The organism is Paenibacillus cisolokensis (assembly GCF_018403665.1).
In the GTDB taxonomy this organism is placed as follows: domain Bacteria; phylum Bacillota; class Bacilli; order Paenibacillales; family Paenibacillaceae; genus Paenibacillus_AH; species Paenibacillus_AH cisolokensis.
Window position 1 is genome coordinate 1 of the sequence record NZ_BOVJ01000207.1, and the last position, 20,257, is coordinate 20,257.

At 50.3% G+C, this 20,257-nt stretch carries 18 protein-coding genes and 3 pseudogenes; 7 read left to right on the forward strand and 14 right to left on the reverse strand.

Annotation, left to right across the window (positions count from 1 at the left end; genetic code table 11):
- Both PACILC2_RS27630 and PACILC2_RS27635 read left to right on the forward strand, forming a co-directional pair.
- Positions 1-589, forward strand: a pseudogene (locus PACILC2_RS27630) (glycosyl hydrolase family 18 protein); the annotation flags it as partial.
- Entirely contained in the window at positions 586-1,152 is a 567-nt protein-coding gene (locus tag PACILC2_RS27635) for a glycosyl hydrolase family 18 protein (protein ID WP_244863816.1), read from the forward strand. The pseudogene PACILC2_RS27630 and the gene PACILC2_RS27635, both read left to right, overlap by 4 nt.
- Positions 1,153-1,260: 108 nt before the next feature.
- Here PACILC2_RS27635 and PACILC2_RS23960 read toward each other — a convergent pair.
- Both PACILC2_RS23960 and PACILC2_RS23965 read right to left on the reverse strand, forming a co-directional pair.
- Positions 1,261-3,360: pseudogene (locus tag PACILC2_RS23960) on the reverse strand (thioredoxin domain-containing protein).
- 221 nt (positions 3,361-3,581) lie between these two features.
- A complete protein-coding gene (locus PACILC2_RS23965) occupies positions 3,582-4,028 on the reverse strand; it encodes a hypothetical protein (protein WP_213531328.1) in 447 nt (148 codons plus the stop codon).
- 306 nt (positions 4,029-4,334) lie between these two features.
- On the opposite strand from PACILC2_RS23965, the gene PACILC2_RS23970 reads away from it, so the two are divergent.
- Positions 4,335-4,604, forward strand: a complete 270-nt coding sequence (locus PACILC2_RS23970) for a hypothetical protein (RefSeq protein WP_213531330.1) — start codon at positions 4,335-4,337, stop codon at positions 4,602-4,604.
- Between the two features lie 413 nt (positions 4,605-5,017).
- On the opposite strand, the gene PACILC2_RS23975 is transcribed toward PACILC2_RS23970, so the two are convergent.
- The 6 genes from PACILC2_RS23975 to PACILC2_RS28195 form a co-directional block, all read right to left on the reverse strand.
- Entirely contained in the window at positions 5,018-5,242 is a 225-nt protein-coding gene (locus PACILC2_RS23975; protein ID WP_213531332.1) for a hypothetical protein, read from the reverse strand.
- The gene (locus PACILC2_RS23980; protein ID WP_213531334.1) at positions 5,235-5,840 is read right to left on the reverse strand and encodes a chorismate pyruvate-lyase family protein; all 606 of its coding nucleotides are present in this window, start codon (positions 5,838-5,840) and stop codon (positions 5,235-5,237) included. The genes PACILC2_RS23975 and PACILC2_RS23980 overlap by 8 nt, the downstream gene beginning before the upstream one ends.
- 46 nt (positions 5,841-5,886) lie before the next feature.
- Positions 5,887-6,948, reverse strand: a complete 1,062-nt coding sequence (locus PACILC2_RS23985; RefSeq protein WP_213531337.1) for a bifunctional 3-deoxy-7-phosphoheptulonate synthase/chorismate mutase — start codon at positions 6,946-6,948, stop codon at positions 5,887-5,889.
- Positions 6,949-7,140: 192 nt separating this feature from the next.
- Positions 7,141-8,283, reverse strand: coding sequence for a phenylacetate--CoA ligase family protein (locus tag PACILC2_RS23990; RefSeq protein ID WP_244863810.1), 1,143 nt, complete (start codon positions 8,281-8,283; stop codon positions 7,141-7,143).
- Positions 8,284-8,319: 36 nt separating this feature from the next.
- Positions 8,320-9,519 carry a phenylacetate--CoA ligase family protein gene (locus PACILC2_RS23995; protein WP_244863811.1) on the reverse strand — a complete coding sequence of 400 codons (1,200 nt, stop codon included), beginning with the start codon at positions 9,517-9,519 and terminating at the stop codon, positions 8,320-8,322.
- 11 nt (positions 9,520-9,530) lie between these two features.
- Positions 9,531-9,662, reverse strand: a complete 132-nt coding sequence (locus PACILC2_RS28195; RefSeq protein ID WP_280515393.1) for a hypothetical protein — start codon at positions 9,660-9,662, stop codon at positions 9,531-9,533.
- Between the two features lie 345 nt (positions 9,663-10,007).
- Here PACILC2_RS28195 and PACILC2_RS24000 point away from each other — a divergent pair, with 345 nt between their 5' ends.
- The 4 genes from PACILC2_RS24000 (at position 10,008) to PACILC2_RS24015 (ending at position 12,718) form a co-directional block, all read left to right on the forward strand.
- Positions 10,008-10,409 carry a tetratricopeptide repeat protein gene (locus PACILC2_RS24000; RefSeq protein WP_244863812.1) on the forward strand — a complete coding sequence of 134 codons (402 nt, stop codon included), beginning with the start codon at positions 10,008-10,010 and terminating at the stop codon, positions 10,407-10,409.
- A 145-nt stretch (positions 10,410-10,554) separates the two neighbouring features.
- Positions 10,555-11,475 (forward strand): tetratricopeptide repeat protein, encoded by a 921-nt coding sequence (locus PACILC2_RS24005; protein WP_244863813.1) that lies wholly within the window; start codon positions 10,555-10,557, stop codon positions 11,473-11,475.
- A 5-nt stretch (positions 11,476-11,480) separates the two neighbouring features.
- On the forward strand, positions 11,481-11,762 hold the full coding sequence (locus PACILC2_RS24010) for a hypothetical protein (protein ID WP_213531339.1): 282 nt from the start codon (positions 11,481-11,483) through the stop codon (positions 11,760-11,762).
- Between the two features lie 173 nt (positions 11,763-11,935).
- Positions 11,936-12,718: an alpha/beta fold hydrolase gene (locus tag PACILC2_RS24015; protein WP_213531341.1), complete on the forward strand. Its 783-nt coding sequence runs from the start codon at positions 11,936-11,938 to the stop codon at positions 12,716-12,718.
- Positions 12,719-12,854: 136 nt separating this feature from the next.
- Here PACILC2_RS24015 and mtnK read toward each other — a convergent pair whose 3' ends face one another.
- The 6 genes and pseudogenes from mtnK to PACILC2_RS24045 all read right to left on the reverse strand — a co-directional run bounded on the left by mtnK (position 12,855) and on the right by PACILC2_RS24045 (position 20,244).
- Positions 12,855-14,060, reverse strand: a complete 1,206-nt coding sequence (mtnK, locus tag PACILC2_RS24020) for an S-methyl-5-thioribose kinase (protein WP_213531357.1) — start codon at positions 14,058-14,060, stop codon at positions 12,855-12,857.
- A gap of 522 nt (positions 14,061-14,582) precedes the next feature.
- A complete protein-coding gene (locus tag PACILC2_RS24025) occupies positions 14,583-14,816 on the reverse strand; it encodes a hypothetical protein (RefSeq protein WP_213531359.1) in 234 nt (77 codons plus the stop codon).
- A gap of 202 nt (positions 14,817-15,018) precedes the next feature.
- A complete protein-coding gene (locus tag PACILC2_RS24030) occupies positions 15,019-16,161 on the reverse strand; it encodes a Ger(x)C family spore germination protein (RefSeq protein WP_372447226.1) in 1,143 nt (380 codons plus the stop codon).
- Positions 16,088-17,181, reverse strand: a pseudogene (locus PACILC2_RS29625) (GerAB/ArcD/ProY family transporter). Before PACILC2_RS29625 ends, PACILC2_RS24030 begins: the two are co-directional and overlap by 74 nt.
- Positions 17,182-17,215: 34 nt before the next feature.
- The gene (locus tag PACILC2_RS24040) at positions 17,216-18,703 is read right to left on the reverse strand and encodes a spore germination protein (RefSeq protein ID WP_244863815.1); all 1,488 of its coding nucleotides are present in this window, start codon (positions 18,701-18,703) and stop codon (positions 17,216-17,218) included.
- Between the two features lie 203 nt (positions 18,704-18,906).
- Positions 18,907-20,244 (reverse strand): aldehyde dehydrogenase, encoded by a 1,338-nt coding sequence (locus PACILC2_RS24045; protein WP_213531367.1) that lies wholly within the window; start codon positions 20,242-20,244, stop codon positions 18,907-18,909.
- Positions 20,245-20,257: the final 13 nt, after the last annotated feature.

Consider the following 20,257-nt stretch of genomic DNA (forward strand, 5'->3'; position numbering starts at 1 on the left):
GGCGGTTCAATATGCCAAAAGCTATGCCGGCAGCCGGGTCGCGCTGGGCGGCGAAACGTACTGGACCAACGAGCCGTACTTGACCGTGTACCAGGGCGACAACAAAATCAAGTCGTTCCATACCCGCAAGGCGGCCGTCGCCTATGCCGCCGCCCTGTCCGGTTCCGTCGTGCGCACGGAAGACGGCCGGGCCGTATGGAGCAATACGAAGCAGCTGGTCTACCTCGGCTGGAACGGAACGTCGAACAGCGCCGTCATCCGGGAGCAGGTCGCCGTCACGCAAGGGCTCGATATCGATTCGCCGACCTGGTTCGAACTGGCCGACGCCGGCGGAACGCTGAAGGACAACTCGGACCCCGCGCTCGCAAGCGAGCTGAAAGCGGCCGGAATTTCCGTCATGCCGCTCGTCCATAACCAGTTCGACCAAGCGATGACGACCGCGTTTCTGGCGGATACCGAAGCTCGCAAACGGTTTATCGCCGCCCTCGTCAACAGGCTGGCCGAGCTGAAGGTCGACGGCGTCAACCTCGATTCGAGTCGCTCGCCGGAACCGACCGGGACGCCTATACGTCCTTCGTCCGCGAGCTGACGAACGCGGCGCATGCGAAGAAGCTGAAGGTGAGCATCGATCTGCCGCGCGGCGATACGGCGTGGAATCATTTGACCGGGTACGATCACAAGGCGCTCGCCGGCATCGTCGATACCGTCATTGTGATGGCTTACGACGAGCACTGGCAGGGCGGTCCGGAAGCCGGATCGGTCTCCGGGCTGGCCTGGACGGAGGAAGGCATCAAGCAATATTTGTCCTACGGCATTCCGCGCAGCAAGCTGATGCTCGGCATTCCGTTCTATGTGCGAGAATGGCAGCTCGATGCGGACGGCAAGCCGGTCGCGAGCCGGGCCGTCTATATGAAGGAAGTGCCGAAGCTGATCGCCGAGCGGGGCGCCAAAGGGACGCTCGACCGCGAATCGGGGCAAATGAAATATACGTATCAAAAAGACGGCTCCACATACGTTTTCTGGGCCGAAACGGAGCAGACGGTGAAGCAGCGCATCGAGCTGGCCAAAACGTACGATCTGGCCGGCATCGCCGCATGGCGCCTCGGCTACGAAAGCGCGGATCTGTGGACGACGTTGCTGCGGTTGAAATGATTTTGCATACGGTATCATTTGCGCGGCATTCTTACCGCCGCCACTAATCGAAGAAGCGCCTCCCGACGGGATGGCGCTTCTTCATATTGTTGCGGTTTGCCGCAAGGGTCAGCGGTCCGCGTCCAGCAGTGCCTTGAGCGACGCCGCGTCCGTCACCGGCGCCTGGCAGGCGAAGTTGACGCAGACGTACGCGGCCGGGTTTCCCCGAACCGGCATTTTGCCGGCGACGGCGGGCACGAGCCGCTCCAGCGCTGCGGCTTCCGGTCCGGGAACGGCGAGGAGCACTTCCGTATGCGGACGGAAGCCGCGATGCGCCGCCTCGATCATCCGGCGCGTCTCCTCCTCGTCCCGGCTGCCGGCAATGACGATCTCACCGCCTGCGGATGTCGCGTAGTCGAGGGCGATCAGGTACATCGCATAGCCGGGCGGATAACGCCGCACCGCGCCGGCGAACGCTTCGAGCTGCCGTTCGGCCAGCTCCGCCAGCTGCGCGTCGCCGGTCAGCCTCGCCAGCCGTTGCAGGTTGAGCGCCGCGACCGAATTGCCCGACGGCATCGCGCCGTCGTAGATTTCCTTGCCGCGGGCGAACAGCTTCTCGCCGTCCGCGCCGGTGAAAAACAGGCCGCCCTGATGCTCGTCGCGGAACAACTCGATCATCCGCTCGTTCAGCTCGATCGCCGCCTGCAGATGCCCGATATCGAATCCGGCCTCGTACAGCTCGATCAGGCCCCAGACGAGAAAGGCGTAATCGTCCAGATACGCTTCGTAAGCGGCTTCTCCATCGCGGTAGCGGGCCAGCAGCCGTCCGTCCTCCCGGCGCAACTTGCGCAGAATAAAATCAGCCGACCTCCTAGCCGCTTCCAAATACCGTTCCCGGCCAAGCGCCTTGTACCCGGTCGCCAGCGCCATGATCATCAGGCCGTTCCAGGCGGTTAAAATTTTGTCGTCCTTGCCCGGATGAACCCGCTTCTCGCGGTGCTCGTACAACCGGGCACGGCTGTGCTCGATTCTCCGCTGCAGCTCCTCGACCGTCATGCCGCGCTCCGAGGCGAACGCTTCCGCATCCTGCCCGATCAGGTTCGGGATGCTGTCCCCTTCGAAATTCCCTTCCTCCGTAATGCCGAACCATTCGCAGATCAGGTCCCCGTCTTCCGCGCCCAGTACATTCGCGATCTCATCCGGCCGCCAGACGTAAAATTTGCCTTCGCGCCCTTCCGAGTCCGCATCCTCGGCGCTGTAGAAGCCTCCCTCCGGATCGGTCATATCGCGCAGCACATACTCGAAGATTTGCTCCGCCGTCTCGGCATACTCGCGTTTCCCCGTCAGCTGGTACGCTTCCAGATACGTCCAGGCGAGCAGCGCGTTGTCGTACAGCATCTTCTCAAAATGCGGCACCAGCCACTGCTCGTCCACCGAATACCGCGCGAAGCCGAAGCCGATATGATCGTACATACCGCCGCGGCGCATCCCGTCGAGCGTCCGTTCGACCATCCGCAGCGCCTTGTCCTCCCCGGTACGACGATAGTAGCGGAGCAAGAAAGACAAGTTGTGGGACGACGGAAACTTCGGCGCCCCTCCGAACCCGCCATACTCGCTGTCGAACAGCCGTTCATACAGCCGGTAAGCCTGATCGAGCAGCTCCGGCACGGCTTCGCCGCGGCGGTCGGCTTCCATGCTGTCCCGCACCTCCTGCGTGATCCGCTCGGCGAACTCGAGCACCTCTTCCCGGTCATTCCGCCATTTGTCCGCCAGCCGCGACAACACATCCATCAGACCCGGCCTGCCGTACCGGCTGTGCTTCGGAAAATAGGTGCCGGCGAAAATCGGATTCCGGTCCGGCGTCAGAATGACGGTCAGCGGCCAGCCGCCCTGGCCGGTCATCGCCTGGCATACCGCCATATAGACCTGATCGATGTCCGGCCGCTCCTCGCGGTCCACCTTCACGGCGACATATTCGCGGTTCAACAGCCCGGCCACTTCGCCGTCCTCAAACGATTCGTGTTCCATGACATGACACCAATGGCAGGTACTTGTGAGTTAGCAACGTCAGCTATACCCAATAGATAAAAAGACGGGCTTGTTTTCGCTTTTCGCTTTTTCAAAAGCCTCGTCCGACCAAGGGAACCAGTCTACCGGATTGAAAGCGTGTTGGAGCAAATACGGCGACTTCTCCTTGGCTAATCTATTGGGTTTGCGATCCGTTGTCATGGGGCACCACCTCCGTTCTTTTTGGTAAAGTTTGGTTAACCCAATTTTAGCATACCCAGTGTTCAAAAATAAAACGCAACCTTAAATTAAGGTGCGCTATAAAAATCCCGTCTAGGGGCCGTCCCTCAGTCATTTATGATTTTGGGATAGTCCCCAAACGAGATGCTCTCGTTGATTCACGAATCACCTCCGCCCATCTCCGATCCTCCCCCCCTGCGATATCACTTTCTTCGGTCCTTTTTCACCCTTCTCTCTGGTTCTGGTTTTGGCTTTGGCTTTGGCTTTGGCTTCTTAAAGAAAAACCGAATCGTTGAATCGATTAAACTTTCGAAGGGTATCTTTTCTATGATGAGACCTAAGGCTTGATCTAACGATGGAGGCGATGACGTCTCTTTGTGCGTACGATCCCGCTCCGCTTTTTCCGGGTTCCGCATGCTCTCGAGTTCTTGCTGGACGAACTGCCTCCACTCCAGGTCAGCTTCCGTAGCTGCCTCCGATATCTCCACCGATTTATTTTCTTCGATAGTAGTATTGTCTTGCTTAGCTGAAGGAAGATAAGCATGAACTTGGCTTACTTCCTTCAATTCCTTGTTCAGATTGGAGTTCGGAAGCTCCGTGGAATCGGTTTGCCTGTGATCAGACTCAAGTTTGCTTTGACTATGATCCATAGTTACTCCTCCCAGTATAAGTTCAACAACAACGCTCTGGTCCCGGACAACCCCACGAGCAGTACGACCTCTCTATCAGCTCTTTCAGTTTATGTGCCGCTATGCATCTAAGAATGGACTGAAGCGGAATTCATCCGAACAATGTGCGAGTACCCATAAATTCGCAGATATCTATACATATACTGAACTCAGAATGGTTGATTATAACAGACTGGAACTTGCACTTTCCAGACGGAGGCTTATTTATCGTGTATCATGACCGAAAGCATCGATACAGGTAAGCATAATAAGACAGAGGGAGTGAGAATGAAATTGAATACGAAAAACATGGGATTTGCAGATAAAATGCTATTTATTCTTGGACTAACATTAAGCGGTGTAATTGCTTTTGTTCTTGTGGTGGGCGTAATTGTTGCCGTGATTAAATTATATATGGACGACAAAATGCGTACTGTAAAAATTCATTCCGCCCCCATGCTGGATGATGAGCAGGAGCCGGAGCTCATCGCTGCCCCGTTTGAGCAAAGACCGGCTGAGGCGGTTCGGCTTCATGAAGAAGCCCATAGCCGGAAATAGAGACGCCGTCGTACGATCCGCATGCTTCGCGACACCATGCATCCCGATAGACTGAACGCTTAGCTTTCATAAGGGGGTGAAGCAAATGCCAGAGGGTAGTCAGGATCTCTCAAAGATTTTTGGCGAAATCAAGCGAGAATTTTCCGTTTCGCCGACAGCTACACAAAGGCTGTTAGTGGCGGTGCGAATGAGACCGGCAAGAAAATCATGGAGGCTGTAAAAAATCGGAACAACCCACCGATATTTCTATAGCGAAATTTATATCGGCCGTTAAAAGCGGTGTACAATATGCCGGTGAACAAATGATAAAGTCTGGAGCGGATTTAGTCGAACACATGAAAGAAAAAGCGAAAAAACAATAACGCGCCCGAAAAAAGCTCCTTTCGGAGAGCGTATTCAACGAAGGGGTATGGTTAATAAGGCTGACTTATAGGGACAGCACTTCCCTTTTGAGTCAGCCTTTTCCCCTGCTCTTCTACCGGTTCGTTACTCTGTACTTCTTTTTCCCTTTTCTGCGCTTGTTTCTCGAGGTGCTTCTGTTCTTTTGCTCTTGCTTTTTCCGCTTTTTCTTTTGCTTTTTCAGCTTCCTTTAATTGCTTTCTTGCTTGCTTCTGCTCTTTCGTTTCTTTGTCACTCATGATTCATCCCTCCGATAGATTGGTTCAAACTTTGTCTGATGATATTCGGATTAAAATATTCAAGCATCTGAATTCCCGGCGCAGTTCCGAAATAAATCGAGTATTTTTTATAAGGCACTTTATCACGCAGTTCCGGAAAACGAAGCCGGATCGGCTTTTGAAACAGATCCACCGCTTCTTCCTCATTTTTCGCCCCGGAGTCAAGCACTTTTCTGAACGTTTGCAAACCCAAGGTACTGATTGATTTGCCAATCCCCTCCTTAAGGTGTGCTATCTTCTCAAACAAAGCAGGTGGCACATGCTTCGAGTAAACCAGCGCAAGATTGTGAGATACCAGAAAGCGGCTCTTTTCGCTCAACAAGAGAGACTCTCTTATATACGGAGCACCGGAGGACTCGCTAAAAAGATCGGCATGTTCTTCATCTATTTGCTCTTGCCGAATGACATGAACGACCATTTTTTCGTTCAACAGAGCTTCCAGCATCTCTGTTGTCCGCCCGTCCGTTACCAGTAACATTTTAAATATCAACCCATGCAATAAATCAAACGCCCTTCCCGCATCATGCGAATCCATGTCGAAAGAGTTTATCTCTGTCATACACTCTCCTCCGTTAGCGAATGTCAGCTCGTGATGCTTCGTCACTTTAGAAAAAGCCCGAATCGCGGAGTCCTTTCCAGAACGTATTAAATTCGTCAATATTGATCTGCTGATTCGCATCGGAACGTGAAGCCTGCGGATTCGGATGCACCTCGACCATAACCCCATCGGCGCCCGCAGCAAGTGCTGCCTTCGCGCAGGATAGCAGAATATCCTTTCGGCCGGTGGCATGACTGACATCCACGAGCACCGGAAGATGGGTCTCCTGTTTCAATAGCGGTACCGCCGAAATATCGAGCGTGTTTCTCGTCCATTTTTCAAAAGTACGTATTCCGCGCTCGATCAACATGACCCGGTCATTCCCGTTATACAGGATATATTCTGCCGCAAGAATGAACTCCTCCAGTGTGGCGGAAAGGCCCCGCTTCAAAAGAACAGGCTGTCCGGTTTGGCCGACGGCTTTCAGCAGATCGAAGTTCTGCATGTTGCGGGCGCCGATCTGAAAGATATCGACATAACGGGCTGCCGTATCGATTTGTGAAGGGCTCATGATTTCGCTGATGGTCACCATGCCGACTTCGTCAGCCACTTCCTTCATGATTTTCAAACCTTCCACACCGAGCCCTTGAAAGTCGTATGGAGAGGTTCTCGGCTTGAACGCGCCCCCGCGCAAAACGGTAACACCGGCATTCTTCAAAGCGGCCGCTACGGTCAGAAGCTGGTCTCTCGATTCGATTGAGCAGGGCCCCGCAATCATGACGTGCGAAGTGCCTCCAAATTCGGTATGCTTGATCCGGATAATCGTATCCTCGCTCTTGTGGCGGCGGCTCACGAGGAGCTTTTGTTCCGTTTTCACATCTTTTTTCTTTTTAAGGTAAATATGGAACATTTCCCTAAATAAGTACATGACCGTGTCGTTATCGATAGGTCCCGGATTTTGGCTTGTAAGCCCATTCACCATTTGCTGGACGTCCGCTTCCGTTATCCCTTGATTTTCCTTTATCCGGACAATTTTATCGGCCGTACGCGCCTGTTCATTCAGCAGATGAAGCAATTGTCGGTTAATCCCATTCAGTTGAGATTGTAATTGTTGCAATTTTTCACTCATTCGAGTACTCCCTTCTTATCGGCCAATGACGGGACCTTTTCCTGGCCGATTTACTCCTGTATCCCCTTTTGCGCATTAGCCAGCAGCTCTCGCGCTCCACTTCAACTGAATTTTTGAACATAAACCGGCTTTGTCGACGGGACGTTTTCACAAGCTCGACACGGTCAAGCAGCCTGAAGTCGGGAACGATCTCTACCGTGACAGGCACATGCAGCTTCCCGGATAAATGAGAACGGATCGCCTCCTCCGACCATTCCCCGGAATCATGCGAATCAAGCAGAAAGTGCAGCCCGTTCTCTTGCCAAAGCGCCTTCCAGGCATCCGGAGCAGGAGACAATGAATATACGGCTTCTTGGAGGTCCGCAGCGTCCAGGACGGTATCACCAAAACGGATTCGATCCTTACTCCTGCCGTAATGCGCCAGCTTGCCTCCCGTTCGGCCGCAAGCACACAAGGAATGTTCGACAGAGATAATGTCTTCATTAAAATATCGCAGCAGAGGAGATCCTTGATGGGAAAGCGTTGTAATCGCCGCAAACCCTCTCTCTCCTTGGGCCATGTGGCCTGAACCGTCTTCATGCAGCACTTCGACGTAAAATCCTGTTCCACGATATGCATCACGCCGTTTTCGCACATCGTAGCGATATTCGCGGTTTCCGTCGAGCCATACATATTAAATACAGGCACGCCCCACAGCTTCTCTATATGCTCCCTGCGCTTGTCGCTCATTAATTCTCCGGCAACGCAAATGGCCCGTAAAGCCGGAAAATGGTTGCTCGGAGTCGAACCGATCAGACGCGCAGTTTCGGCCAGGAGCTCAAACTCTCGCGGGAGCCCGGCGGCTACCGTGACACGAAGACGCTCCATGAGCTGCAGCACTCTTGGGTAAGGCGTAACGACGGTGCGTCCGCTTGCGGGAACAACCCCTGCTCCCGACTGCCATGCCGCTTGCTGCATCAAGAACGCGGGCAGTGCCATCGCGTATGGAAAGCGGATCAGCACAAGATCTTCAGCTGTCAACCGAACCCCGCAATCCTTCAGCTGTCTCCCGCCAGTCCTCAAGTCCTCTTGGGTGAACCAGGAGGAGGAAGGCTCACCGGTCGTGCCGGTTGATTCGTGGTATTGCGCAACCTCTTTCATTTCGACGGCAAGGTGACCGAAAGCGCCGGCTTTCCGGAGATCTTCTTTTGTTGTAAGCGGCAGTGTTTGGATGTGGTCCAATCCGATGCCATTCAGGTTGTATTCCGATAATTTTTCCTTGTACAAAGGCGATTTTCGAATACGTGCCAACAAATCCTTGAACTTTCGCTCCCGCTCCCGATCGTTGTCAGTCATAACGCAGCACCTCCTCTCCTGTTTAAGAGGTTTTGACTAATTGAACACTCGGGTCGCTTTGCCGAAAGTACGGGGGATGTCGTGTCTGATTTCGACCTGGCAGTCAATCGAGAGCCGGTCAGCCATATGCTTTCGGATTTTCTCCGCCAATTGCTCGTCGCTTAATTTCGTCCGAAACGGCTCGGCTTCAATCTTAAGAACTCCCTGATTCAGCTTGAAGTGGTACCACATGCCCACATCGGGAATTTCCATAAGGAAGTGTTCCAGTAAGAACGGAGAATAGTCCTCACCATTTAACCGCAACATATTCTCCATTCTGCCTCTAAGATGCAGAACGTCCATGGTGATCCCGCAAACGCATCTGGCCTTTTGCAAATAACCGATATCTCCGGTTCGGTAACGCACCATCGGCATCCCTTCGCGCAGCAGCGTCGTCACGATGATCTCTCCGGTTTGGCCGTACGGAAGCGGCTTCTCCGAAACCGTATCAATAATTTCTACCTTTACATGTCCTTCCATGACGTGATACCCTTTGTGTTTACTGCATTCAACCCCTACAACCCCGCACTCGGTCGAGCCGTAGAAGAATGACACTTCGCAGCCCCACCATTTCTCCAGCCGGTCGCGGAAGGTAGAGGAGCACCCTTCACCGGTAAGCAAAATTTTCTTGAGTCGGATATCTTCACCTATTTTAATCCCATACTTCTCGCTTTCTTCCACCAAAAGCGCTGCATAGGAAGGCGTGGTAGCGAGAACCGTGGCTTGGTATTCCTTCATCAGCTCCAATGACTTATCGACGGGAGCCATGTATCCGCCTTTGCCAAGCGACAGCACCGCCGTTCCGAACGCAAACTGGAACAAACGCTGAAAACCAAGACCGGGCAGCGCAAACTCATACGGCAGCGCGATGGCCGCAACATCAGCGTCCGTCTCCTTGAAAATTTCCAAATATTTGGGCAGCAAATCATATACATACTGATCCGCTAATGTGTAGGCGGTATAAATCGGCTTCCCTGAAGTTCCGCTTGTAAGATGAACCTGGCCGATCTCTTTCGGATCGACGCACAAAAGCTTCTGCTTATCTCCGCGTATAACGTCTTTCTTGAGCAGCGGTACTGAAGCTAATTGCTCCAGGCTTTCGATTTTCGGTTCCGTGAAGCCCGCTCCTTCCAGCTTCGAACGGTAATATTCATTGTTGTTCCAGACATGAGAAAGCGTAGCGTTAATGGCTTTCAACTGATAGTCTTCTATTCTTTGCCGAGGCAACTTTTCAATGGTACTTCCTTCATCGTCCAGCTGCTTAAAAAATCCTTGAATTGTTCCAGATGGGATGAATGCTCGTCAATCGAAACCGTCATCTTATGGGATTGCCATTTCATAAAAACCCTGCCCTCCTCCGTAATTACTGTTATGGAATGCAAGATTGTAAAGAATTGACTCGGACAAACGTACATTATTCATAAACTGAGTAATTACCCAACCGTTATATGAGGATTGCACATATCGTAACAAGTAAAAAGAAAATGCAAGGAGGGGATCTATCTTTATTGCAAGATTTTCAAAGTCTCGATAGATGCTTCTGGTAAGCGGTGCAGAGCATTTCACATCACGGACTCGCCCTAACGGATGATAACGTAGAATTTTCCCCTTATGTGTCGCTTCCGGCGCAACAGGCATAAGCTTCTCGACATTAAGCCGGATTTATCATTGGGAGGTCGATTGGAATGCCCAGTCAAAGCATCCATATGAAACAATTCGAGGAAGCCAAAAAACTCCATCATAAAGGGGTAAACGGAGACAAAAAAGCGGTAATAAAAGCAAACGAGATGCTCTTAAAGCTTCGTGAGGCCGAACCTGATAATGCGCTATTCGAAGCCTATTACGGCAGTACTCTTGTTCTCTCGGGCCGGGATGCCGTCAAAATTCTGGAGAGAGCGGATAAGGCGGAAGAGGGATTAGACGCATTGAATCGGGCCGTTTCTTTAGACCCAAACCATAAAGAAATTCGGTTGTTACGCGGGAACATTTGTCTGAGGCTGCCGGAGTCCTTTTCCATTGCTCGGAAACAGCGATCGAGGACTTCACCTTCCTGCTTGACCGCTATAAAGAAAATCCCAGCTTCCTGACTCAAAAAGAAGTACGCGATATACTGAAAAACCTAAGTGAGGCTTACCAAAATGCAGGAAAACCTGACAAAGCAAATGAAGTCTTGCAGCGTCTCGTTTAATTGGAATGGAAGAAAAATTTAAAAGAAAAGAGAGGGAGAGCCCCTTGACTTTCGAAGAGAGACTCAGCACGATTACATCGCTGTATAAGGAGGGCGTGGAAGGCAATCAAGCCGCCGTTCAGGAAGCGAATCAGCTGTTGGAACAGCTGCGACTCGACTATCCGGACCACCCTCTTGCGGAAGCTTACCATGGCGGCATCATGATTTTAATCGCTCGCGATAAAACGAACCCGCTCGAAAGGTTGAGATGGGCGAAAAACGGCTTAAAGCTTCTCGACAAAGCGGTAGCAGCCGCTCCGCACGACATCATCATCCGGTCTGTTCGCGGCAGGTCCGCATACAGGCTGCCGGAAAAGTATTTCCAACGGACGCGGACAGTGATTGAGGATTATACCTTCCTGTTAAATCAAGAGGACCAACTCGAGGTCATAGGCATTGACAAATCGAGACTAACTTACGAGCTCGGCGAGGCGTATCGCAGAATCGGTCGAAACGGGGATGCGGCCAATTGCTGGACAAAGCTGGAGCAGGAGACGCAGGATCCGGAATTCAGGCAGCTTCTCAGACAAAAGCTGCACTCTTTGGAAGGCAAACCTGCGATTGAACATATTCAAGCCAACGACAGCCCCGAATCGATCTTGATGGAAAGAGCTGCTCGCGCCGTCGGCAGCGCACTCCTCAGATGGGTGGAAAAGAAGACGAATAAAGAAGCTCTCCGTAAGGAACCCAAGAAGAAAAAGGAATTGAGAAAAGAAGCTCTCCGTAAGGATACCAAGAGAAAAGAGATGAAAAAAGATTCTGTCCGTAAGAAAACCAGGAGAATAGAGAAGAAGAAAAAACCTGTCCGTAAGTATACCAAGAGAATAGAGAAGAAAAAAGAACCTGTCCGTAAGTATACCAAAAGGAGAAAAGCATCTCTCCCTAAGCGCCGCATTAGGAATATACGACGGTTCGGAAGGAGGTGAGATACATGTCAGGACTCATGAAAGGGGTCTTCAGGGGAGTAAGGAAAGAGATTCTGCATCTTGCCGGTGATGCTTTGAAAATCGGCGCTACCCACGTCGGCAATGAGCTCTTGAATATGAGGCGCGACGAAAATCAACCGTTACGCACCACTTTCGGAACGATCACCAATTCCTTGAAGACCGGCGTTAAGGCGACTGGTCAAGAATTAATGGCGATGGGACTGGAGCGCGTGATGGCTATCTCCTCACAGGATCAGAAATCGAAAGCGTCCGAGGAATCAACGTGAACACAACCATCTGAGGAAGAGGAATAAAACCGTTCTGCCCGGATAGGCTCTAGCCGTCAATCGGCTGAGGGCCTCTCCCTTTCATCCTCACTCTATTCCCTTCCATAGAATATACTGATTTTGAAAATCGTTCATTCGCGGCCAGAGATTACGAAACTGGAGAGTGGGGAATTTTGAAAAAAGTATTCGTCAACGGCGTAAACATTTGTTATGAATCGTTGGGGGAAGGATTTCCCTTGATCGGGCTCACAGGAAAAGACAGCAATATGGACTGGTGGCATCCGGCAATCAAGGCCGCGTTAAGCGAAAGATACCGCTTCATCATGCTCGATCATCGAGGTACAGGCCGCAGCGACGCGCCGACGGAAGCGTACGGCATCGCGGATATGGCTAAGGATGTCGTCGGGCTGATGGACGCGCTCGAAATCGACAAGGCCCATATTTTAGGCCAATCCATGGGTGGAATGATTGCACAGGAGCTTGCAATTGAATTCCCCACTCGCGTGGCGAAATTAGTTCTATGCTCCACAACCTGCGGGGTCAAGCGGGTACTGCCTACTTGGCGGATGCTCAAATGGCTGATGCGAAAACACACTGCTTTTTCCCCGCAAGACACAATAAATATGCTATATTCCAAAGCCTATATTCAAGAGAATCCGGCCATAATCGCTTCACTCGCGGAACGAATGCAGATCGCGCCTTCGAATCCTAGAAGCATGGAAATTCATAGACTTGCCTCCAAAAATTTCGATTCGTACCATCGGCTCGGGCAAATTACGGCACCGACGCTTATTATTCACGGCGAGGACGATTGGGTCTTCAGTCCGAAGCATGCCAAGATTCTGAACCGACGTATTCCGGGCTCCAAACTGATTCTATTTCCCCATGCGGGCCACGGTATATTTTCACAGGAGCATCACAAGGTGTTGGAGGAAATCCATCGTTTCATCGATTGACCGGCCTGAACGAAATAAAAAGACGACTCTTATTCATTTTGAATGAGTAGTCGTCTTTTTCAATGTTAAAACTAATTTCCTTCCTGCGTCATTGCTGTCCTAAGGCGATCGCCGTTTCAGCGTACCACTCAGCTCCTTAGTTTACAGCTTTTAAAGCGATTTCCAGCACTTCCTCAATTGAGCGGGCGGAGCGGTTCCGTTTGATCAGTGCCGCACCGATCTCCAGCGCGATCCGCTGTGCCCGTTCGCGGGCAGCAGCATCCTCAATGTGGTCGATGTCCGCGACGTGGATAAAACCATGGACGCGGCTCACCATTTTCGCCCCGGCAAAGCCGATTGTGTCCTGCAGCAGTCTTGCCACATACAAATCCTGATATCCTCGGGTCTTCGCCATCCGGTCGGCGGCATGCCCGTTCCAAAGCTCGCGGAACCGAAGCTCGAATTGTGTCCATAAGTCGCGCACCGTATCCAGCAGGTAGCGGCGGTAATCGGTGCGCTCCTGCGCATCCGTGCTCCAGCCCTCTTGGCCTGAATAGTTCAGCAGCAGATTGGCAATAACCGTCCCGATATCAAAGCCCATCGGACCATAATAAGCAAATTCGGGATCAATGACCTTCGTCGAATCCAGCTTGATGAAGATATTATCTGTATGCAAATCGCCATGCAGCAGGGCCTGTGCTTTCGTCAGAAATATCTCCCGCAGCAGCGCGACCTCGAGATGCAGCTCCGTATCCGCCCAAATGCGCTCAACGGCATCGCGGATATGAGGCTCGAAGATATTCATCCGGGACTTCTTATAAGGAGCGTCAAAGATGAGATCCTCGGTGATATTGCAAAGCTCCGGATTGATGAAAGCTTTCACCCGCTGTTTCTTCTCTTGCAGGTCCATAGCCAGGTCCGAGGTGAAGAACAACGTCCGCGCCAAGAATGATCCGATATGCCCGGCGAACAACGGATAACGGCCCCGCTCCATCAGTCCGCGGCGCATGATGATGTGATCGCTCAAATCCTCCATGACCATCAACGCCAAATCCGGTTTGTACGCGTATACCTTTGGCGTCAGATCAGGACAAAGCTCCCCTTGAATGCGCAAAGCTTCGCTTTCAATGCGTACTCTGTCCAGCGTCAAGGGAACCGATTCGCCGACCACCTTGACGTAAGGCAGCGCCTGCTTCAGAATTAAGCCCCGCCCTGATGCCGGGTCAGATATATGAAACACATGGTTAAGATTACCGTCGCCGATCTTCCGTGACTTCAGCTGCGCGCCAGCCGGGAATACTCCCTCGATGCCGCGTGCATACTCGACCGCTTCCGCTTGCGTTAAGGTATGATAATTTCCCAATTCCGCACCCTCCGGATACCGATTCCGATCTAGCCTAGCATATATCGGCGAGCACGGGCTGGAGCTGTTCCGTGACGGCAAAGGCGTATTGACACACTGCAATGCCGGCGGCTTGGCGACAGCCCGCTAAGAAAAACAGCGTAAACTCATTAATATATTAATATGCTGAAAATATATGCATAGTGACTTGAGTGTTGCGAATTCGCCCTTAATAAGCGAAAACGGGCAGACCTATAGCGGGAGTTAGGTAACAGCCAATTAGGCGGGTATCTTAAGATGCTTCAGGATCCTTGCTGTAGAATGTTGCTTCGACACCACCAAACTGAGGGATTTGAATATGGCTCCCTTTATTTTCGGGAATCTAGCATTTTACACAATTATACGGACTCAACTTACTAGCCTTACTGTCCCCCGAAAAGAGTGGGCTAAGTATCTGAAAATCGCGGCAGGGGATTCGCCCGGCATTCTTTTGGATTACGAAGATATTCGCGGAGAGGAACAACTGAGATCGGAAATTTCGGTTTATTTGCATCGAACGAGGGGAATGCGCTGCTCGATTGGACAGATCATGATCGTGTCCGGCTCCTCGGAAGGGTTCGCCTTGATCGCCAAGGCGATGCTTTGACGCTGCTTACACCGTCTCATCACTTTCCGAGCGGCAGCATTTTGCCGATCCAACGTCGGCAGCACGCGGTCAGGCTCGCAGAGAAATCCGATTCTTATATCTTCGAAGACGATTACGACGGCGATTTTCACCTGAAAGGCGTACCTATCCCGCCCTCTTTATACGCTGAATCCAAATCGAGTCATCTATGTCGGGACGTTCAGCAAGACGCTTGCTCCCGGACTGCGCATCGGCTTCATGGTCGTAATCAAATACGAACCCATTATAAAGGAGAAACAGTGACAGCCCCGGTCAGTGTTTCCGCTTCAGGTTCGATCATAGTTGCTGCGACCTTCAATATTTGGTTATTCCGCTTTCAACGATATTTACGCTTGCCCGTATATGAATTTGCATCCCGGGATATTGCCGCTCCCATTTCGCATTATTCCAATTTCGCGTTTTGCTTCGGACGAAATCCCCTATGCCAAGCGGATCGATTTGCAAGGTTTGAAAGGTATGCATTAAAGATTTTCCCGTATCGATGATTTGCTCCTCGAGTCTCATCTCGATCTTCCGTTTATCTTGTTCCGTTAATCTCCACTCGGAGAATTCCGTAATCGCGCCATTTATCTTCAGATCGATCGTTACTTCGGGCTTTTCGGAACTGCCGCCCATTCGATAACGAACCTTTGATCCCTGGTTTTCGACTACCGCGTATGAATCATGATCCAGCTTTACTTCATAGGTACCATGATTTACATTTTCGAGGAGCAATCGAAAAACGCGCATCTGGTCCAAATTGATTTCACTTGCATATTTATCGTCCTTGAATAAGGCCAAACCGGCAATACGGACATTCTTATTATGCAGTTTCAGGATCGGCAAATACGGATCCATGCCCTCGCTGTGCAGCGCATACCCGAATTGATGCAAGTTGGTTCTCGGGAGATGTCCTACTTTGATCTTGCCGTCAATCAGCTCTTTTAAAAACACGCCTTTTTCCTCTTCCAAGCTGAAATCGGACTCCAGCAGGTCCTTTACTTTTCCGTCCACGATTGCCAGGTAGCATCTGTTAGAAACCCGGGCATCGCGCTTAATCGGATTCAAAATTTTCACCAAACCGTCTTTGGCCAAGTCTTTGCTGTAAAGCGCAACCGATAATTTCCCGATGGAAAACGGTTTTCTTATTTCAGCCCGCATCTTTTCTCGAGCATTTCTGACTGTGTGACTGACAGATGAATAGGTTTTGTTCGAAACCGTTTGATCCTCTTTAAAAATAGGAGCCGCTACGGTCATTTCGATTTGATTTTGTTCGGCTTTATCGTAGCCTATTACGATCGGCATGGTGATTTCATCGATAATTTCCTTTTGCGCGCAAGCGCCAATGCAAGACAGCTGATCGACAAACAGACCATCATCCGTTTCATATCGGGTTTCTCTCTTTCTTCCTGAATAGGTGCAGAACGAACAAAAAGGGAATGTACGCGTACACGAGATAACATCCGATTGTCGACATGAAGGAGATTCCTGCGTCGATACTTTGGCGATTCGGAAGCAGACAGATCATGATAAAAACCATAAGTAAAAACAAAGGGACTACTTTAGATTGTCTTACCGCAAACAATATTTTTGTCGCACGGCTTGCGGCCCATATCGCCAAGCACAAAATTGGCAGGACCCGGAATAAATTAAACGACACCCCGACAAATTCAAATCGCTCGATAAAAGGCAATCGGATAAATTTAAACAGGGTTAACGTCGGCCATTCCTCATTCAGGAGCTGACCGCGGCTATAAAAAGCCAACGAGAAAATGACGAGCGAAAGATAAAACAACGTTAACGTGAAACTCGCGGCATGCACCCACTTTTGGGATTGTTTCGGTTTCTTGATAAACGGGTAGCAAATAAGCAAAATTTCCACACCCAGAAAGGAGAATGACATTTGTTTGGATGCTTTGAAGAGATCCGTAATCGAATGCTCAAGAATGGGAGTCAAATTGCTGAAATGAAGATAGTTCGTCAGAAATCCATAAGTGGGAAGCAATATATAGTGAACGCAGCTTAACAAACAGATCCCCACAATGACCCGAAACCCGCCTAAAACAATATAATAAGCGAGCACAAGAAGAACGAATCCCAATAGCCAAGTTTGCAACTGGGGGAAGATCCACACCTGGATCGTTTCAATAAAAGACCGCAAAATGATGCCGGCAAACATCACCAGATAAATAATGAAAAAACGGTAAGCAGCCCCCCTATCCATTTCCCGAAAAGATGGCGGTGAATATGGACGATATCGGTTTGCGTCCGGTAAGCACTGAGAATTCGATACATCATCCATATCACGATGTGAATGCTGACGGCCGTTAATATAACCGCGATCCAGGCATCTTGCCCGGCAGTTTGTGCAATCTCTCTTTGAAACGAGAAATAACCGACTCCCCATTGCATGGCATGGATTACAAACAAGACTAAAAATGGCGTTATCAAAAATCGCTCATTCACGTTTGAAGTCATGGTCTAAACCTCATTTGCAGATTCGTTTTATTCGTCATTCGTCGATATCCTTCTTTATTTTTGCTTTGCCTGGATGAAACTTTACCGGGTCCTTAGTCCGAAAGTAGCTTGGCCGTTTATACATGAGACCGTAGGAAAGACGCACGAAGGAGTCCTTCAGGTCAGCGACGCGAAGCGGATAATAAGGAACCAGGTAAGGAATGCCGAGCGATTTTAAGCGCAGCAAATGGGTAAGGACGAATGCCCCGCAAATGAAAATCCCCAACAGCCCCCATACTTCCGCAGCGATAATAAACGGAAATCGAAGAATCCGAATCGTATTGCTCATGCGAAATATAGGAGTGGTAAAGGAAGCCAGGGCCGACAATGCGACGAGCAGCAACAAAATATTGCTTGTCAGCGACGCTTCGACGGCTGCCGTCCCCAGCACAATACCGCCGACGATACCGATCGTCTGTCCGACTTTTGTCGGCAATCGCGCGCCGGCTTCGCGCAGCAATTCAATCGAGAATTCCATAATCATCACTTCCAGAAAAGGCGGAAACGGGATATTGATTCTTGAAGATACGATCGTCGGCAGCAGGTTGTTCGGGATAACCTGGTAATGATACGTCAAAATTGCAACGTAAAAGGATGTGGCCAGTACGGAGAACAGTATGGCAATATGACGCAAAACCCGGAAGAACGAACCCATATGCCAAGGCAGGTAATAATCTTCATGGGCGATTAAAAACCATCCCAATTTTGCCGGGCCGATGACGCCGCTTGGAGATCCGTCCATTAAGACGCCTACTTGCCCCAATGCAAGTCCTTGCGTTAAACGATCCGGTCTCTCCGTTTCGATTAACTGGGGAAACACGGAGTTGGGGCTATCTTCGATCATTTGAACCAGCATCGTAATATCCGGCATGAAATCAATGTCCAGGTCCTCGATCCGTTGGATCATCGTATTTACAAACTCTTCATTGGTAATGCTTTCGAGATAGCAGACCGCTATTCTTGTTTTCGAGAGCGAACCGACGATCATTTCTTTGACGCGAAGGTTGGCTGTAGGCATGCGCTTGCGGATCAAGTTCAGGTTCATATCAAGCGATTCGACAAAGGCTTCTTTCGGCCCTACGACACTAAATTCGACCTCCGGCGAATTTACATCTCGTCCTTTGGGCATGGAGGCATGAACAAGCAAACATTCATGCTCCTGCCCGTCAAATTGAATGGCGACATATCCGCGCAATATGTTTTCCTGTATTTCATTCCAATCGCGGGACAGCTTTTTATCCGCAATCGGAATCGATTGATATAATTCGTTCAGAGAAACGTCCGAGTTGCCGGACAGATAGGGAAGAATGTCCCGGTGCAGAAAATTGGAGTCGATAAGCGGTTTGCAGTAACTGATGGTATAAGGGTGAACGGTTTTATTTTGAAAGTCCGAAGATTTCGCACACTCTTGCAGCTTTGCCGCAATGGACTCCGGCTGCTCGTCAAGCTTTTTTTCGAACGTATTGTCCATATCCTCACTCATGCCGTGTTTTTCATTATTATGAACATTAAGGAAATGGCCTATTCAGAATGATCCTATCGACAAAGAACCGTCCTCCACGATACGCAGGGACGGTTCCGACACAGATCAAGCAAATGTTATGAGCAGCGTTTCGCCTGCTTCCAAAGGCTCATCATTCTGGCACATTTGATTATGCATGCTTTCAACAGGGCCGAATGGGCCGTTTATTTCAAAATCCTTTTCACGATCTTGATCTTTTCTTGAAATGGCGGATACGATAAGTCATTCGCGAGCCTGGTCGAGCGCTTCAATATCGATTTGGGATGGGTAAAGCTTTCATAACTTGCCTTTCCATGATACCGATTCATTCCCGAAGAACCGACTCCGCCGAAAGGCAAATAGACATTACCGACGTGAGATACGGTATCGTTAATACTGCCTCCGCCAAACGGAAGCTCCTGAAGGAAAAATCGGACGGCCTGTTCGTTTTCAGAGAACAAATAAGCCGCTAACGGTTTGGGCAACTGCCGAATGTCATGAATGGCCTGTGTGAAGTCCGTATAGCTCATAATCGGCAAGACCGGTCCGAAAATCTCCGATTCCATCACTTTGCTGTCCCAGGTGACATCTTCCAATAAAGTAGGAGCAATGTATAAATCGGTGATATCTTTCTGACCTCCGAATGCAATGAGATGCGCATCCGCTTCTAATACTTGTTCGAGCCTTCGAAAATGACGTTCATGAATGATTCGGCCGAAATCGGGGCTCTTTTGCGGATCTTCCCCATAAAATCGGGTAATGGTTTGTTTCAGCTTTTCCATGAATGTTTCATATATGGACGCATGGACGAGCAAGTAATCAGGCGCTACGCAGGACTGCCCGGCATTGATAAATTTTCCCCATACGATTCGTTTCGCCGCGATATCCAAATTGGCTGTTTCGTCCACGATGACTGGGCTTTTGCCACCCAGTTCCAATGTAATCGGGGTTAAACGCTCGGCCGCCGCACGCATGACAATTTTGCCAACCTCAATACTGCCAGTGAAAAAGATGTAGTCAAACGGCGCATGAATCAATTGCTGCACGATTTCTTTTTCGCCTTCGACGATTCGCACATAGTTTTCTTCGAAGTTCTCTTCGATTATTTTTTTCAGCACAGCCGTCGTGTGAACCGAAAATTCGGATGGTTTAACGATTGCCGTATTTCCGCCAATGATGGCCCCTAATAAAGGTTCTATCACAAGCTGAAAAGGATAATTGAAAGGTCCTATAATCAATACGACCCCGTACGGATCGCGTACGATAAAACTTTTTCCTGGTTGGAATTGTACGGGTGTTCGGGTCCGGACTGGTCTCGCCCATTTGTCGATATGCTTGATCATATGACTGATGCTGTTTAAAACGAGGCCCACTTCTGTCGCATACGCTTCGAATTCGCTTTTTCGCAAATCCTGATATAATGCGGCAATAATGTCGTTCTCATTTGCTTGAATTGCCGCTTTCAATTTGATGAGCTGCTGTTTGCGAAATGCGGTATCTCTTGTCGCGCCGCTATAAAAAATTGTTTTTGTTCGG